Source organism: Shewanella sp. DW31 (assembly GCF_015767295.1).
In the GTDB taxonomy this organism is placed as follows: Bacteria; Pseudomonadota; Gammaproteobacteria; order Enterobacterales; family Shewanellaceae; genus Shewanella; species Shewanella oncorhynchi.
Genome location: NZ_JADWMP020000018.1, coordinates 20,964 through 35,410, shown reverse-complemented (window position 1 = coordinate 35,410; position 14,447 = coordinate 20,964). Strand labels below are relative to the sequence as shown.

Genomic DNA, 14,447 nt, shown 5'->3' with positions numbered 1-14,447 from the left:
AAGTAGTCGATGCAAATGAACAAGAAACATCAAGGTTTTACCTTACTCGAAGTGATGGTTGTTATCGTGATTTTAGGGATTTTAGCCTCTATGGTTGTGCCTAACTTGATGGGTAACAAAGATAAGGCTGACCAACAAAAAGCCGTGTCTGACATAGTTGCACTCGAAAATGCCTTAGATATGTATAAGTTAGATAACGGTGTCTATCCATCGACCGAACAAGGCTTAGAAGCATTAGTGCAAAAGCCTACGATTTCGCCTGAGCCACGTAACTACCGTGAAGATGGTTATGTAAAACGTTTGCCAGAAGATCCATGGCGCAATAACTACCTGTTGTTAAGCCCTGGCGAAAACGGCAAGTTAGATATTTTCAGTGCAGGCCCCGATGGTCAACCAGGTACCGAAGATGACATCGGTAACTGGAATTTACAGAATTTCCAATAAGATGCTAAAGCTGCGTCACGCTGGTTTCACCTTAATGGAGGTGATGCTAGTGATTTTGTTGATGGGGCTCACGGCTGCGGCCGTGACTATGTCTATCGGCAATTCTGGGCCGCAACAGGCCTTAGATAGAACGGCGCGGCAGTTTATTGCGGCCACTGAAATGGTGCTTGATGAAACTGTTTTAAGTGGCCAGTTTATTGGTATTGTGATTGAGAAAACTAGTTATCAGTTTGTTTTTTATAAAGAAGGTAAGTGGGAGCCTTTGGATAAAGACAGACTCTTATCTGAAAAGCAAATGGAGCAAGGGGTTGAGCTGAACTTAGTGCTCGATGGTTTACCTTTGGTACAAGAGGATGAGAAAGACGATTCTTGGTTTGAAGAACCGCTGATTGAACCCTCTGCCGATGATAAGAAGAAACACCCTGAGCCACAGGTCATGCTATTCCCGAGCGGTGAAATGAGCGCTTTTGAGCTGACGTTTATCGCTAAAACTAACAAAGGCCAGCAGGCCGAAACGTTAGTGGTCGGTGATGCGCTGGGCAGATTAACCATAGGGCGCCCCGATGAAACGCGTTAAGGGCATGACCCTACTCGAAGTGATTGTGGCCCTTGCCGTATTTTCGATTGCGGCCGTGTCTATCACTAAAAGTTTGGGCGAGCAGATGGCAAACATGCCGATTCTGGAATCGCGCACTTTGGCACAGTGGGTGGCTGATAATCAGATGGTCGATGCCAGACTTGATCCACAGTTTCCTGAAATCGGTAAAAAAGAAGGTCAAGTTGAGCTCGCAGGAAAGGATTGGTATTGGCGTAAAGAAGTGGTGAAAACGACGGACGATAATTTTCGTATGATCCGCATTAGTGTGAGTGAAGACGAACGATATCAGCGTATTGCCGCACAAGTGAGCAGTTATGTACTTAAAACTAACTAGTGCGCAGCGGGGATTCACCCTGTTGGAAATGCTGATCGCCATCGCGATTTTCGCCATGATAGGTTTGGCTTCTAATGCGGTACTCAGCACAGTGCTGACTAACGATGAAGTGACGCGCGCTTTTTCAACTCGGCTTAAAGCTCTACAACAAGGCTTTGGTGCGATTGAGCGTGATCTCGCGCAAATGGTGGCGCGCACGCCAAGATTACTCGAAGGTGGTCGAGGTTCGACCGTCTTCCAAACGGGCAATGATATCTTAGATTCGGAATCAGAAGCCTTAGTGTTTTACCGCTTAGGCTGGTTAAATCCCGACGGTTTATTACCGCGAGGCAGCTTACAGTCGGTGGCGTATGTGGTGCATGAAGGGCGGCTGGAACGTTGGTATTTTCCTTATCCTGAGCCTGAATTTGGCGCCGAGCCGATTAAGACAGTGATTATCGACAAAGTGCTGTCGGTGGAATATTCCTTCTTCATGGAAGACAAGTGGGAGCGTAAAGTCGAGGCGACTAAGTTGCCTAAAGCGATCGCCATGGAGATTGAGATTGAAGGTTTAGGCAAGATCCAACGTAAGTTCTTGTTGCCGCTGGGTGCTGTTGCACCAGAAAAGTCTAAGGATGACGATAATAAAGACGAAAATCCTGACGATACGAACAAAGATAAAGACAAAGATGGAGATGGAGTCGATGATGGCTCGGGGAACGATCCTGGTGACGGTTCTGGTGATCCAGGTGATGGCGACCCTGAAGATGAGGGCCGCGAATGAGAACCCAATCTCGGTCTAAACAGCGTGGTGTCGCACTGATAGTTGTGCTCTTGATAGTTGCCATGGTGGTGATCATCGCGACAAATATCACAGGCCGTAATCAGTTATCCATGCGTCGAACGTTGAACTTGGCCCAGTACGATCAAGCCTATTGGTATGCGATTTCTGCCGAAGAACTGGCGAAGAAGATTTTAAAACAAGATTTAGACGACTCGGAAGGTCGAGTCCACAGGCAACAATATTGGGCCATGGCCGATGTTGTGTTTCCGGCTGAATACGGTGAAATTGCTGGCAAGATCACTGATATGCGCGCCTGTTTTAACTTAAATGCCTTGTCTGTGACTACGAAAGAGGTGGAAAACAGTCAACCTAAGCTGCCGCTGGCGGCGAAGCAATATAAGGCCTTGTTGGTGAGTTTAGGGATGGACGACTTTAGTGCGGACCGTCTGACCCAGACCTTAAAAGATTATATCGATGAAGACACCACTGCTAGCCCTTATGGTGCCGAAGATGCGGAATACGAAGCGCGAAATGTGCCTTACCGTGCGGCCAATACACTGATGAATCATCGCAGTGAATTACGGGCAGTGATGGGATACACCCAAGATATCTATTTGAAACTCTTGCCCTATGTGTGCGTTATCCCAGGTAATGACAGACAATTACTGAATGTGAATACCTTGGAAGTAGAGCAAGCGGCACTGTTAGCTGGCATGCTCGAAAATCAGATTTCGGTAGGAGAAGCAGAAAGTATCATTAACCAACGCCCCGGTGATGGCTTTGCCAAAATCGAAGATTTTTATGAAAGCTCATCCATGGGCTCGATCAAGTGGGAAGGTGCCATGAAGTCGAGCTTTGTCATCGATAGCCAATATTTTTTATTGGCCTCGGGGGCGAAGGTTGATAACGCCGTATTTAGAATGGAAAGTGTGCTCAAAAAGAGCGGCGGCAATAAAATGGAAGTGCTCACCCGTCAGTTTGGTGGCCAAAAATAATGGCAGTGCTCACCCGGCCGGGTTTGATGTTGGTGGGCAAAAATAATGGAAGTGCTCACCCGGCAGGGTTTGATGTTGGTGGACAAAAATAATGGCAGTGCTCACCCGTCAGGGTTTGATGTTGGTGGCCAAAATAATGGAAGTGCTCACCCGGCAGAATCTGGTGGACAAAAATAATAGCAACGAGCTCAGTCACGCTTTCTTGACTGGGACTGGTGGAGAAAAACTGTGAGTGAACGGCTATTTATTCGCTTAGGCAGAACAGCAGAGCAAGCGTGCTCTTGGCTCGTTTGGTCGGAGCAAGAACAGGAAATTATCGCCTCTGGCGAGCTCGCCAATGCCCAAGGTTTGTCGACCTTAACTGAGCGTGCGGGCAATCGTCCCGTCGATGTGTTAGTGCCCGCCGCGGCAATGACGCTCACTAGTGTGCATTTGCCCGAAAAAGGTCAACGCCAAGCCTTGAAAGCCTTGCCTTTTATGCTCGAAGAAGCCTTAGCCGATGATGTCGATGCTATGCATTTTACTGTTGGTCCACGTGACGGTGATGCCTTAAGTGTGGTCGCAGTGGCCCATGAGCAAATGCAGACTTGGCTGAGTTGTTTGACCGAAGCGGGTTTAAAAGTGAAGCGCATTGTGCCTGATTGTTTAGCCTTGCCATTGCAAGAGTGCCAATGGGCGGCAATGAATTTTGGCAATGAGCTATTGCTGCGTACCGGATTAGCTTCGGGCCAGAGCTTACCTCTGCCTTGGTTGCCAATTGCGTTAGAACAACTTAAGCCAGTGCAAGGTGAGGTCTCAGTTGCCAGTTATACCGAGATGCAACTCGAGGGTGTCGAGCTTAAGCCGCAGTCACTTGAGCTACCTATGTTAGTGTTAGCCCGCGGTATTTTGCATGCGCCAGTGAATTTACTGAGCGGCGTTTACACGCCGAAGCGTGAATACAGCAAACAGTTGATGATGTGGAAAAGTGCGGCCATCGTTATTGCCATCGCTTGTGTGCTGGCCTTAGTGAATAAAGGGCTGACTATACATCAAGTCAATGGTCAGATTGCCGATCTTAAAGCCCAGAGTGAATCCATTTATCAGCAAGTGATCCCGGGAAATTCGCGCATTGTTAACCTACGTTCGCAGATGGAAAGTCAGTTACGTGCATTGCAGGGACAGGGCAGTGGTGCCGAGTTTTTTGCCATGCTCGATGGTTTACAGGATGCCTTTAAGCAAGTGCCTGAACTTAAACCTAATAGCCTAAGATTCGAAAGCGCGCGTAACGAGATCCGTATGCAAGTGAGTGCGAAAAATTACGCGCAGATCGAGAAGTTTAAAGAGATTGTCGGTCGTCGTTTTCAACTCGACGGCGGCACTATGAATAGCGGTGAAGAGCAAGTCACCAGTACCTTAACCTTGAGGAGCAAATAAGATGGATAATTTGCGGACTTGGTGGCAAGGGCTCGCATCGCGCGAGCAGCAGTTAGTAGGCTTTTGCTCGGTATTCTTAGTTATAGGTATTTTTTATTGGGGTGTTTGGACGCCTATTGCCAATGCTGAAGCCGATGCATTACGTAACCTCAATGCACAGCAACAGACGTTGAACTATGTAAAACAAACGGCGAATAAAATAGCGAGTCTTAAGCAGAATGGTGCTAAGCCAACGACGTCGGGCAGTTTAAGCTCAGTGGTTAACCAAACTGCAGGCAATTATGGGTTAGTGATTACTCGCATGCAGCCCCAAGGCGATAAAATCCAAGTGTGGATGGACGATGTTCCTTTTGATGCCTTGTTAGGTTATTTGAGTGAGTTAGTACAGAAGAAAGGACTTTCACTCGAAAGTGTTGATTTGGCTGAGGCCGATGTACCTGGCTATGTCAAAGTGAGACGTATCCAATTAGCGCAATAAATTAAGGTGTAGCTGTGAGTTTGATAAAAAAAGTCATCATAGGCGTACTGATTTATTTAATATTTTTAGTCGTTCTATTCCCCGCTAAGATTGCGATAGCGTTAGCCCCATTGCCCGCGAATATCAGTGTTTCGGGTGTAAGTGGCAGTATTTGGTCTGGCAGCATAGAAACCTTAAGTATGCCGCAGCGTCAGGTAGAGCAAGTGCGTTGGGATCTGAGTCCTTGGGCGCTATTTTTAGGTAAAGTGAAAGTGGATTTTCAAGTGGGCAGCCGCGCAACACCTGTCAGTGCTAAGGGATTAATTTCTTGGTCTATGGGAGGCTTAAGTGCGCAGGGTTTACGTTTCGAAGCGCCAGATAGCTTTTTACTCGGCAATGCAAAACTGCCCTTTAAAACCGAAATCACCGGTGAAGTCAGTTTGTTGGTCGAGACGCTAGAGCAAGGTAAGCCTTGGTGTGAACAGTTGTCTGGTAAGCTGTTTTTGAATCAAACCAATGTTAAGAATCAGTTTGGTAACTATCCTCTAGGTAATATTGAACTCGGACTGAGTTGTGTCGAAGGCAAAGCGCAATTGGCCACAGATGAAACTAAGAACCAGCTTGGTATTGTTGGTACATTACAGTTAGATGAAGGCAATATGGTGAAGGTTGGGGCTAAGATTAAAGAAACGGCAGAGCAACCGGAAGATATGCGTGAGTCGCTGAATATTTTAGGTAAGCGTGGTGCGGATGGTTATTTCCCTGTGGTATATCAGGGGCGGATTCCTGGGTTATAGGCTGTTTTAGATGAGCACTTAAACTTAATGTGAGTGCTCAGATGTGAAGGGCGTAATGCGAGAGTTGCGATTAAATGTCCGATCATAAAACAATGCGATGAATAGAAACGAAGGCACCTTAGGTGCCTTTTTTATAGCCTTTTTATCGCGTTAGATCAGTCAGTAGTGAGTGATAGTCGGTAATCGCGGGGAAATCGTGAAAGACTTTGATTGGTTTTTTACTGTCTGGGTTAGCAATCCCTAATTGATGACCCACACCGGCAAGTTTTGCGGCCTTGAGTATGGGTTCGCTGTCGTCGATAAAGAGACAGCGACTTGGTTCAAGGTTGAATTGCTTAAACAAGGTCAGCCAAAATTGTGGGTGTTCCTTAGGGTAACCTGTCTCGTGGCTAGAAATCATGTCATCGAGCCCTGCTGCCAGCTCGGTATGTTCAAGCTTTAGGGCGAGACTCTTAGGATGCGCATTGGTCACCAAAATCCGCTGTTTACCCGCAGTGGCTAAGGCCGTTAAAAACGGCATACTGTCTTGGCGCAGCTGAATGCGATCCACCAAAGTGCGATGCAAACCCATAATGTCGAGCTGCAGTTGCTCCTGCCAATAATCGAGACAGTACCAATCGAGTGTGCCTACGACTTTCTCATAGGCGTTCACAACTAATTGCTGCGCTTCGTTGTGGCTCACACCTTGCTGTCGACTCAATTCCTGCGGTACTAAATTCAGCCAAAAATGATTGTCGAAGTGCAAATCCAATAGGGTGCCATCCATATCGAGCAGAACCGTATCGATAGTCTTCCAGTTAAACATGGGTATTTCCTATTTTTGCAAAACTGAATCACGCTTAGCATTGATTGTTGCACTGCGTAATACTCAGTGATGACGATGATTCGAGTCACTTGTATGCTCAAATCTTTGTGCTAGTCTTGGATGATTAATTATTTTTAGTCTGAAAATTAAGCGGTTGGATATGGATATCTGTTCTTTTGCCCTATTAGCTCAAGTTTCAAACTCCCTTAGTTTACAGCAAGAGTTGAATGCTTTGCTGCAACAAGACTGGTTACCCCATGTAAATCAGCGTAATTATATGGGGGGTTGGGATGTTCTCGTCTTACGCTGTGCTGCAGAGTATCGCGGTGCTCATCCTATCTTGCAAGCCTTCTCAATTTCTACTGGTCAGCACTGGCAAGATTTGCCTCAACTCGAATCGAGCCCTGCGTTATGCCATTTTCTGCAATCTTTAGCCTGCCCAGTGAAATCCGTGCGTTTGATGCGCTTACATGCGGGGGCAGAAATCAAACCCCATAGAGATCAAGGACTCTGCCTAGAACAAGGCGAGGCAAGATTACATTTGCCACTGCAAACGAATGAGCAACTCAACTTTTACGTGGACGATAAACGTGTACCCATGCAGGCCGGAGAGCTCTGGTATATCAATGCCGACCAAGTCCATTGGGTTGAAAATAAAGGGCAGGATGCGCGGATCAATTTAGTGATTGATTGCGAGGTCAATACTTGGTTAAGGGAGTTAATCGATGCTGCAAAGATCAGCGCTTGAATTAGGGCATAGTTTGGATATAGCTGTATTAACTCAGTTTGCTAATGCGCTACTGCTGTCAACCTCAGCAGGGGAGTCTAAACGGCTCATTGATCCCATGCTGAAGCAGTTGTGCCAAATAGCGGCAGTGGAGTTACACCCCGAGTCTTTTTTGGATACTGAGGCGAGCCATACGCCTTTTGGTAAGGCGGTGTCACTCACTACCGCGGCGCAGTGTGCCGAAGATTCCGAGCGGGGCCGAGTCTTTATACAAGGGATTTATCAAGCAATACAAGATCGTCTAAAGGCTCATCCCGGGCAGATTGTGAACATCTTGTATGCGGGTACAGGACCTTTTGCCTGGTTGTTATTACCATTACTGCCGCTGTTTTCTGCCAGTCAGATTCAAGTCACCTTGCTCGACATTCACCCTGCCTCGTTAGATAAAGTCACTAAGCTTATTGAACACTTTGATTTAGCAGATCGTGTGGCAACGTATGTCTGTTCCGACGCCACAGTTTGGCAACCAGAAGCAGCAGTAAAGTTCGATATGATAGTCTCTGAAACCATGAAGCATCTACTGCAACAGGAGCCTCAAGTCCAGATATTCAGCCACTTACAGGCGTATCTTGCGGATGGCGGCGTGCTCATCCCGCAAAATATTGAGTTAGACGCTTGGCTTGAGTGTCGTACTGTGCAGGATTTTGTGGAGACGCATTATTTAGGGCCTTTGTTTGCACTCAACCTGCAAACTGCGCGCTTACTTGCCAGTGGAGACCGTAGCTTCTTGGCTGGTACTTTACTGCTCCCCGATTTCAGCCCGAGTGCGGTAACGCTTAAGTTCACGACTTCCATTCAAGTCTATGGTAATTCCACGCTGAGCGAATACCAATCTCAACTCACGTTACCTCGATATCGACGTGAACATTGGCTTAAGCCACTCTCATGCCTTGCTTTTCGATATGAGCAGGGTACTCATCCCGATTTTGTGTTTGATGTTATAGAGCAAAAACCAGTGCTGGTGTCGAGTGACGATCTGAGCTGCTTAGGCATTTATCATTTGCAGCGGCTTTGGCAAAAGATACAGCTACGCAAACGGGGAGTGCCATTCACTGAACTGGCTAATGAATGGCACTTAGATAAAACCTTGCTGGATCTTTGTGGAATAGGGCTAGAGCCGGGTCTAAGAGCTTTATATCAAAACGATCATCAGTCAGCTTTTGTCGCTTACATTCAGCAAATAGCCAAGCTAACAGCCGCGGATATTGCTGGGATTAATCAGCAATTAGGCGCTATTTCCCATGGATTAACGCCATCGGTCACTGTACCAGAAGTCGAAGACTTCAATTCAGCGGAGGTTGAAGACTCAAATCCGGCGGCGGTACTCAGTGAGTCACAACTCAATTTTTGGCAAAGTGAAGGCTACTTAGTGATCCCGCAAGTACTCACGGCAGAGCAATGCGCCGCAACACGAGATTTTATTTGGCAGCAGTTAGGAGCCAATGAACAAGATCCCACCACTTGGTATCAACCTCATGAGTTTATGCAGAAAATCATGTTGCAACTGTTTCGCCATCCGCAACTGGACGCGAATCGACAAGTCCCCAAAATTCGTCAAGTGTTTGAACAGTTGTGGCAGCGAACGGATTTAGTCATGACAACCGATAGAGTCAGCTTTAATCCACCTGAAACGCCAACTTGGCATTTCCCCGGTCCGGATATGCACTGGGATATGCCGCTACAGCTCCCCGTTAAGTTTGCGACGCAAGGGTTAATTTATTTAACCGACACTGGCGAGGAACAAGGCGCATTCTGTTGTGTCCCCGGATTTCATCTCAAGATAGAGGAGTGGCTTCTCGAACAGAACAAGCCTGATATTGAGCTTCAGCAACAGGATTGGCATCGCTGGCAAGTAAAACCTATAGCGGCTAAAGCGGGCGATTTAATCATTTGGCACCATGCCTTGCCCCACGGCGCCAGTCCTAATCGTGGGACGTTACCGCGAATGGTGCAATACATTAATTTTTATCCTATGGCTTCCTAATGGTTGATTTTAAAGAACAACAGCAACGCTATTGGTTGTTAGTTCATAATCCAGCCGCCCTGAGGGAGCTTGGCAAGGTTATGACTCTCACCAACTTTTGCCAATATTTGCGGCTTTTTTGGCACTTACCAGACTGTGGCGATGATACGTTACTGGCCATTTTACATACTGGTAATCGACAAAGGATAGAGCCGGATTATTCACTCTTCTGCCAGTTTTGGGCGCCAGCAGACTATGACCCTAAACGCAGAGTATTAGAGTGGCTGTCCGCCGCAGAAAAACCGATTCATCCTTTCTACTCGGAGCATATTTCTGCAGTGCGGGGGCAGTTATTGTCCGCTTTGATCAAACCCCAAACTGCTCTGTTACCAGCGCCAAATCTTTCTGGGCTAGTAGAACAAGTGCAGCCTGCCGGATTTATATTTCACCTCTCTCGCTGTGGATCTACCTTAGTGTCGCGCAGTTTTGCGGGGTTATCTAAATGCAGGGCGTTATCTGAATCGCCTTTACTGACTCAAGTGCTATTGGACAGGAGCCTATCAGATACTGAAAGACGTGCAGCTTTAATATTTTGCATTAATACCCAAGGTCAGTTGTTTCATCCTGAACAGCATTTGTTGATTAAATGGAATGCGTGGGATTTGCAGTTTTGGCCATTGATCCTATCACTTTATCCTCAAGTTCCCGTGTTATTGCTACTTAGGGACCCCGTCGAGATCTTAGCCTCACAGCAAAAGTCTGCTGGATATCATATGGTGCGACAACCTTCTCGACCTTTATTCCTTAAATTATCAGTACCAGAGGAGGGGGAGTCGATACTGGATTATCAATGTAAGGTATTGCGCTTGTTATTGGGTTATGGGTTAGAGATGAGTCAGCGTAACCAAGTGATGGTCGTGGATTATCAGGAGTTGTTACCCGCGATAGCGAATAAAATCGCAAACTGGTTTTCGTTGGCTCTCTCTAAAGAAGAGTGCAGCCAAGTCGAACAATGTCAGTTAATACACTCTAAAACAGCCACGCAACCCTTTATAGCTGATTCACCATCTAAGCAAAGTTTTTTTACTGTTATTCAAAGGCAACAGATCTATCGTTATTGCACGCGGTCATATCGTTACTTTTTTTAAACTAAAAATTAACATCCTCTTGTTTTTTATCGAGAGATAAACTAGCTTTACTTAGTTATTTATGGATTAAAAACATCAATGATATTAAAGTTTTTACTCTAGGGATGGGAAATGAAACTATATACTATCAATAATTTAATCGCTTTATTAGGCGAACATATCACATTGACTGACTCTCAAGGCAGTCGTCTTCAATTGGTTATTCATAGTGTCGAACAAGGTGTACAAAGAGCTCCACAATGGGAGGCCTTTGCACTCTATTTGTTAGGGCAGGAAAATATTCGGGTCCCTCAAGGTAGTTATTTGTTTGAGCATCCAGCATTAGGGGCTGAAACTTTATTTATAAGCCCTAAAAGTCAGTTGGAATATGAAATTGTATTTAATCGAAGAGTCGATTAAGGCTGCCACTCCATGAGCAAATATACCTCATTTGCTGTGCTTTTATATTTGAAACCAAGTTTTTCGTACCATCGACGAGCAGGGTTGTGTTGTTCAACGTGAATGGTAATTGGTTTTTGCAGTTGCTGTGCTTGTACAAAGAGTGATTGAAATAAATAAGTACCTATTTTCTGTCGTTGGTACTCAGGTAATAGGCAGATATCGACAATGCGAATTTCGGTTGTCCAATGATCAATAAATAAACGACCCGCCGCAGTGTGATTTACAAGAATAATATCAAATCGTTCGGTGCAGTAGTGTGTGGTGTAGTGATGTAGTTGTGCCGAAAACTGCTGTGTTAAAAAAGCGGCTTTTTGCTCTGGAGAAAAAGGAGCTTGTGTTAGTTCGTGCTCTCTGCTGGATGCATAAAGTTGTAATAAAAAAGGGAGATCGCTCTGCTGATAAAGTCGGAGTTGCACTCTGGTTTGCAAGTCAGTCATGGATTGATCCTAGTTAATGATGCGGGCTGTTGTAATGTAAAAGTTAATCCTAACCCGAGTCGTGAAAAGATAAAAGGAGAGTGCAATGGAACCATTTTTGAGTGAGATTAGAATGTTTAGTTTTGAGTGGGCACCCAAAGGTTGGGCGAAGTGCGATGGCAGCTTGATGTCTATTGCACAAAATAATGCGCTATTTGCCTTACTCGGTGTGCAGTTCGGAGGCAATGGTACAACTACCTTCGCACTGCCGGATTTACGTGGCCGCGCGCCAGTGCATGTGGGTGTTAGCGATCGAAATTCACCAAGCTATTCAACTTTTAAAATAAGCGCCGTGGGTGGAACCGAAAATGTGTCCCTAACACAATCACAAATGCCCGCACACAATCACCTAGTGGCAGCATCAACCGTTTCTGGCACAGTTAAACCTTTGGCTAACGATATTATTGGTGCAGGTCTCAACAAACAAAACGGGCAACCTTCACACGTTTATGCACCATATAATCCTGCTACTCAGGTTCCATTAGCTACCGATGTTGTCAGCGTGCAGGGCGCGGGCGCGGCTCACCAAAACTGCCAGCCATCACTGGCGATAAATTTCTGTATTGCCGTGCAAGGCATATTCCCTTCGCGCAACTAGTCGCGACAAGCACTAAAGGCGAATTTAAAGGAGATTACGATGAGTGAAGCTTTTATCGGCGAGGTCCGCGTATTTGGCGGAAATTTCGCTCCCGTGAATTGGCACCTGTGTGACGGTTCTTTGTTAGCGATAAGCGAGTACAACGCGCTATTTGCATTGATTGGTACCGTTTACGGTGGCGATGGTATGAATACCTTTGGTATTCCAGATTTGCGTGGTCGTTTGCCGGTGGGGCAAGGGCAGGGGCCGGGGTTAACCAATCGAATTATCGGGCAGAGTTTCGGCAATGAAAGTGTGAGCCTGGTGACCAATCAACTCCCTGCGCACAATCATGCTTTTAATACAACGGCAGATGCTGCAACTGCATCGTCACCCGCTAATGGGGTATTTGCTGCCCAAACCGATGGCGACAAGATTTATGTCGCAGCGAATGGTACTAATCAGCCTGCGGTGTTGGCAGCAAACTCGGTTGTACAAACTGGCGGAAGCCTGCCCCACGATAACATCATGCCATCGCTCGGCATTAGCTACATTATTTGTCTTAACGGCATATTCCCATCCAGAAACTAAACCCTATTAAAAATGAAGGAGTTTCCACATGGCTGATCCATTTGTTGGTGAAATTAGAATGATGGCAAATACATATGCACCATACGGCTGGGCGTATTGTAATGGGCAGGCAATCGCGATACAGCAAAATACCGTATTGTTTTCAGTGATTGGTATTGCGTTTGGTGGCAATGGCACGACCATGTTTAATCTACCTGATTTTCGTAGTGCAGCGCCGATTGGTACCGGGCAAGGTCCAGGTTTAGCGCAGGTTGTGATTGGTGAGTTTACAGGTGAAGCCGATGTGACACTTACCTCTGGTACCATTCCTGCTCACACCCATACGTTGAGTGGTAAAACTATGTTGGGTGATCAATCGATTCCAGCAAACAATTTATATTTAGCTGCTGACGGAGGGGGGGGAGGCACTGAAAATCTGTTTTACATGCTGCCAGGCACAACTACACCCGACACAAACTTGTCACCCAATTGTATTAGTAGCTCAGGTTCCGGTTCATCACATCCAAACGCACAACCCTTTTTGACATTGGGCTTTTGTATTGCTTTGCAGGGTGAGTACCCTGCGCGCAATTAATCCAGTGCTTAAAAAGGAGTCATCACTATGGCTCCCTTCCCTTGGTGATTGCACTATGAACAATGTAATAAAAGTTCTGCTCCTGTTTTTTTGTTTTTTTCCAGTAGTGGCTTTGGCAAAAGTAGAATCTATTTCTTTCATGAATTTTTCGGTATCAGTAGATTTTCATTTACAAAAAAATGGACTGTACAAACTGCGCGGTTCATCGTTTGAAGTGCAGTTTGCGCCGCGTCTTATAGTAAAGACTGCTCGCGCCGTCACAGCTGCTGAATTGGCAGTATTAATACCTAATGCAACAGAAATTACGGATGTATTTTTGTTAACAGAGACCCGCTACTTTTTGATTGCTTTTGCCCGAGAAGAAGAGTCTTTTGCCGCATTAAGAAAATTACAGGCCTTGCCTTCTATTCTTTTGGTACAACCGGACTTACAACAGAAAAGGGCAACCGCTGAGTTTGTTGATACTGAGTTTGCTGGTGCACCCATTCTCGCCGTGGGATTACCCGTTTATCTTGAGCGTGCTCAACAGGAATCTGTATGGCCGAGTAATGGCGGTGCTGGGGTGACGGTAGCAGTAATTGATGATGGTTTTATGTTGCGACACTCGGAGTTTGCACATCTCAATACCAGCATTTACTACGATTTTGCCGCACGAGAATTAATGCAAATAAGTGATGAGAAAAAAAAACAGGTATCAGCAAAACACGGCACTAAAGTATTGGGCATTTTATTTGGCGAACATAATCAGCATGAACCCGAAGGTTTGGTGCCCAACGCCAAATTTGTTGGAATCAGCCAGGTGGATACTTGGACAAGCAATACATTGCGGGCTTTCTATATTGCTTATCTTGCTAAGGCTGATGTCATTAACTGCAGTTGGCACAGTGAGTGGTTGATGGAACCAGTGCAGGATGTCGTTGATGAACTGGCAGGCTATGGCCGTGAAGGGAAGGGTATTGCAGTGGTATTTGCGGCTGGCAACCAGAGTAAATTGATCACGTCGGGAATGCACGAAGCAAGTATTGGCAGCGCGATTGTGGTGGGTGCAAGCAATGCAAAAGGAAAGCCATTGATATTTAGTAATTACGGACCCGCTGTTGATATTTGGTCTTACGGACAAAAAACGATTAGTACTGATGAAAATGGAGGCTACAGTTATTTTCTGGGGAGTTCGCTCTCTTCAGTTATCGTATCTGGTTATATAGCCTTGCTAATCGGTGCAGATCAGTCATTAAACCTGACGCAAATACAACACAAGCTAACTCAAATACTGGAATAGGC

At 46.0% G+C, this 14,447-nt stretch carries 19 protein-coding genes; 17 read left to right on the top strand and 2 right to left on the bottom strand.

The genetic code is table 11. The features are described 5' to 3' along the window. Nucleotides 1-9 precede the first annotated feature (9 nt). From gspG to GWI56_RS15045, 9 genes are read left to right on the top strand one after another with little or no spacing between them, the layout of a single operon-like run. Entirely contained in the window at nucleotides 10-444 is a 435-nt protein-coding gene (gene gspG / locus GWI56_RS15080; protein ID WP_105250996.1) for a type II secretion system major pseudopilin GspG, read from the top strand. A gap of 1 nt (nucleotide 445) precedes the next feature. Beyond that, nucleotides 446-1,021: a type II secretion system minor pseudopilin GspH gene (gspH, locus tag GWI56_RS15075; RefSeq protein ID WP_168827004.1), complete on the top strand. Its 576-nt coding sequence runs from the start codon at nucleotides 446-448 to the stop codon at nucleotides 1,019-1,021. After that, nucleotides 1,008-1,376 carry a type II secretion system minor pseudopilin GspI gene (gene gspI, locus GWI56_RS15070; protein ID WP_105250998.1) on the top strand — a complete coding sequence of 123 codons (369 nt, stop codon included), beginning with the start codon at nucleotides 1,008-1,010 and terminating at the stop codon, nucleotides 1,374-1,376. Before gspH ends, gspI begins: the two co-directional genes overlap by 14 nt. Then, nucleotides 1,357-2,139, top strand: coding sequence for a type II secretion system minor pseudopilin GspJ (gspJ, locus tag GWI56_RS15065; RefSeq protein ID WP_198573350.1), 783 nt, complete (start codon nucleotides 1,357-1,359; stop codon nucleotides 2,137-2,139). The genes gspI and gspJ overlap by 20 nt, the downstream gene beginning before the upstream one ends. Continuing rightward, nucleotides 2,136-3,134: a type II secretion system minor pseudopilin GspK gene (gspK, locus tag GWI56_RS15060; RefSeq protein ID WP_198573349.1), complete on the top strand. Its 999-nt coding sequence runs from the start codon at nucleotides 2,136-2,138 to the stop codon at nucleotides 3,132-3,134. The genes gspJ and gspK overlap by 4 nt, the downstream gene beginning before the upstream one ends. 45 nt (nucleotides 3,135-3,179) lie before the next feature. After that, nucleotides 3,180-3,311 carry a hypothetical protein gene (locus GWI56_RS21840; protein ID WP_263201166.1) on the top strand — a complete coding sequence of 44 codons (132 nt, stop codon included), beginning with the start codon at nucleotides 3,180-3,182 and terminating at the stop codon, nucleotides 3,309-3,311. A gap of 51 nt (nucleotides 3,312-3,362) precedes the next feature. Continuing rightward, nucleotides 3,363-4,550 carry a type II secretion system protein GspL gene (gene gspL, locus GWI56_RS15055; RefSeq protein WP_173242587.1) on the top strand — a complete coding sequence of 396 codons (1,188 nt, stop codon included), beginning with the start codon at nucleotides 3,363-3,365 and terminating at the stop codon, nucleotides 4,548-4,550. Between the two features lies 1 nt (nucleotide 4,551). Beyond that, a complete protein-coding gene (locus GWI56_RS15050) occupies nucleotides 4,552-5,028 on the top strand; it encodes a type II secretion system protein M (RefSeq protein ID WP_105251002.1) in 477 nt (158 codons plus the stop codon). A 14-nt stretch (nucleotides 5,029-5,042) separates the two neighbouring features. Next, nucleotides 5,043-5,804 (top strand): type II secretion system protein N, encoded by a 762-nt coding sequence (locus tag GWI56_RS15045; RefSeq protein WP_198573348.1) that lies wholly within the window; start codon nucleotides 5,043-5,045, stop codon nucleotides 5,802-5,804. A gap of 142 nt (nucleotides 5,805-5,946) precedes the next feature. Here the strand turns inward: GWI56_RS15045 and yrfG are convergent, their stop codons facing one another. Further along, the gene (gene yrfG / locus GWI56_RS15040; RefSeq protein WP_198573347.1) at nucleotides 5,947-6,609 is read right to left on the bottom strand and encodes a GMP/IMP nucleotidase; all 663 of its coding nucleotides are present in this window, start codon (nucleotides 6,607-6,609) and stop codon (nucleotides 5,947-5,949) included. Between the two features lie 160 nt (nucleotides 6,610-6,769). Between yrfG and GWI56_RS15035 the strand changes: the two genes are divergently transcribed. The 4 genes from GWI56_RS15035 to GWI56_RS15020 all read left to right on the top strand — a co-directional run bounded on the left by GWI56_RS15035 (nucleotide 6,770) and on the right by GWI56_RS15020 (nucleotide 10,906). Continuing rightward, nucleotides 6,770-7,357, top strand: coding sequence for an aspartyl/asparaginyl beta-hydroxylase domain-containing protein (locus tag GWI56_RS15035; protein WP_198573346.1), 588 nt, complete (start codon nucleotides 6,770-6,772; stop codon nucleotides 7,355-7,357). After that, on the top strand, nucleotides 7,335-9,380 hold the full coding sequence (locus tag GWI56_RS15030; RefSeq protein WP_198573345.1) for a phytanoyl-CoA dioxygenase family protein: 2,046 nt from the start codon (nucleotides 7,335-7,337) through the stop codon (nucleotides 9,378-9,380). Before GWI56_RS15035 ends, GWI56_RS15030 begins: the two co-directional genes overlap by 23 nt. After that, nucleotides 9,380-10,507 carry a sulfotransferase family protein gene (locus tag GWI56_RS15025; RefSeq protein ID WP_198573344.1) on the top strand — a complete coding sequence of 376 codons (1,128 nt, stop codon included), beginning with the start codon at nucleotides 9,380-9,382 and terminating at the stop codon, nucleotides 10,505-10,507. Before GWI56_RS15030 ends, GWI56_RS15025 begins: the two co-directional genes overlap by 1 nt. A gap of 111 nt (nucleotides 10,508-10,618) precedes the next feature. Then, nucleotides 10,619-10,906: a hypothetical protein gene (locus tag GWI56_RS15020; protein WP_198573343.1), complete on the top strand. Its 288-nt coding sequence runs from the start codon at nucleotides 10,619-10,621 to the stop codon at nucleotides 10,904-10,906. On the opposite strand, the gene GWI56_RS15015 is transcribed toward GWI56_RS15020, so the two are convergent. Continuing rightward, nucleotides 10,903-11,385, bottom strand: coding sequence for a GNAT family N-acetyltransferase (locus GWI56_RS15015; protein ID WP_198573342.1), 483 nt, complete (start codon nucleotides 11,383-11,385; stop codon nucleotides 10,903-10,905). The genes GWI56_RS15020 and GWI56_RS15015 overlap by 4 nt on opposite strands. 85 nt (nucleotides 11,386-11,470) lie before the next feature. On the opposite strand from GWI56_RS15015, the gene GWI56_RS15010 reads away from it, so the two are divergent. The 4 genes from GWI56_RS15010 to GWI56_RS14995 are packed head-to-tail and all read left to right on the top strand — an operon-like array spanning nucleotide 11,471 to nucleotide 14,445. Further along, complete coding sequence (locus tag GWI56_RS15010) at nucleotides 11,471-12,022, top strand: tail fiber protein (RefSeq protein ID WP_198573341.1); 552 nt, start codon at nucleotides 11,471-11,473, stop codon at nucleotides 12,020-12,022. 39 nt (nucleotides 12,023-12,061) lie between these two features. Further along, entirely contained in the window at nucleotides 12,062-12,592 is a 531-nt protein-coding gene (locus tag GWI56_RS15005; protein ID WP_198573340.1) for a tail fiber protein, read from the top strand. 28 nt (nucleotides 12,593-12,620) lie between these two features. Next, the gene (locus GWI56_RS15000) at nucleotides 12,621-13,166 is read left to right on the top strand and encodes a tail fiber protein (protein WP_198573339.1); all 546 of its coding nucleotides are present in this window, start codon (nucleotides 12,621-12,623) and stop codon (nucleotides 13,164-13,166) included. Between the two features lie 55 nt (nucleotides 13,167-13,221). After that, nucleotides 13,222-14,445: a S8/S53 family peptidase gene (locus GWI56_RS14995; RefSeq protein WP_198573338.1), complete on the top strand. Its 1,224-nt coding sequence runs from the start codon at nucleotides 13,222-13,224 to the stop codon at nucleotides 14,443-14,445. Nucleotides 14,446-14,447: the final 2 nt, after the last annotated feature.

Coding starts and splice junctions, on each gene's coding strand:
- gspJ (WP_198573350.1), top strand. CDS start 1,357: ATGTACTTAAAACTAACTAGTGCGCAGCGGGGATTCACCCTGTTGGAA.
- gspG (WP_105250996.1), top strand. CDS start 10: ATGCAAATGAACAAGAAACATCAAGGTTTTACCTTACTCGAAGTGATG.
- GWI56_RS15035 (WP_198573346.1), top strand. CDS start 6,770: ATGGATATCTGTTCTTTTGCCCTATTAGCTCAAGTTTCAAACTCCCTT.
- GWI56_RS21840 (WP_263201166.1), top strand. CDS start 3,180: ATGGAAGTGCTCACCCGGCAGGGTTTGATGTTGGTGGACAAAAATAAT.
- GWI56_RS15015 (WP_198573342.1), bottom strand. CDS start 11,385: ATGACTGACTTGCAAACCAGAGTGCAACTCCGACTTTATCAGCAGAGC.
- GWI56_RS15030 (WP_198573345.1), top strand. CDS start 7,335: ATGCTGCAAAGATCAGCGCTTGAATTAGGGCATAGTTTGGATATAGCT.
- gspI (WP_105250998.1), top strand. CDS start 1,008: ATGAAACGCGTTAAGGGCATGACCCTACTCGAAGTGATTGTGGCCCTT.
- GWI56_RS14995 (WP_198573338.1), top strand. CDS start 13,222: ATGAACAATGTAATAAAAGTTCTGCTCCTGTTTTTTTGTTTTTTTCCA.
- GWI56_RS15020 (WP_198573343.1), top strand. CDS start 10,619: ATGAAACTATATACTATCAATAATTTAATCGCTTTATTAGGCGAACAT.
- GWI56_RS15050 (WP_105251002.1), top strand. CDS start 4,552: ATGGATAATTTGCGGACTTGGTGGCAAGGGCTCGCATCGCGCGAGCAG.
- yrfG (WP_198573347.1), bottom strand. CDS start 6,609: ATGTTTAACTGGAAGACTATCGATACGGTTCTGCTCGATATGGATGGC.
- GWI56_RS15000 (WP_198573339.1), top strand. CDS start 12,621: ATGGCTGATCCATTTGTTGGTGAAATTAGAATGATGGCAAATACATAT.
- gspK (WP_198573349.1), top strand. CDS start 2,136: ATGAGAACCCAATCTCGGTCTAAACAGCGTGGTGTCGCACTGATAGTT.
- gspH (WP_168827004.1), top strand. CDS start 446: ATGCTAAAGCTGCGTCACGCTGGTTTCACCTTAATGGAGGTGATGCTA.
- GWI56_RS15025 (WP_198573344.1), top strand. CDS start 9,380: ATGGTTGATTTTAAAGAACAACAGCAACGCTATTGGTTGTTAGTTCAT.
- GWI56_RS15010 (WP_198573341.1), top strand. CDS start 11,471: ATGGAACCATTTTTGAGTGAGATTAGAATGTTTAGTTTTGAGTGGGCA.
- GWI56_RS15005 (WP_198573340.1), top strand. CDS start 12,062: ATGAGTGAAGCTTTTATCGGCGAGGTCCGCGTATTTGGCGGAAATTTC.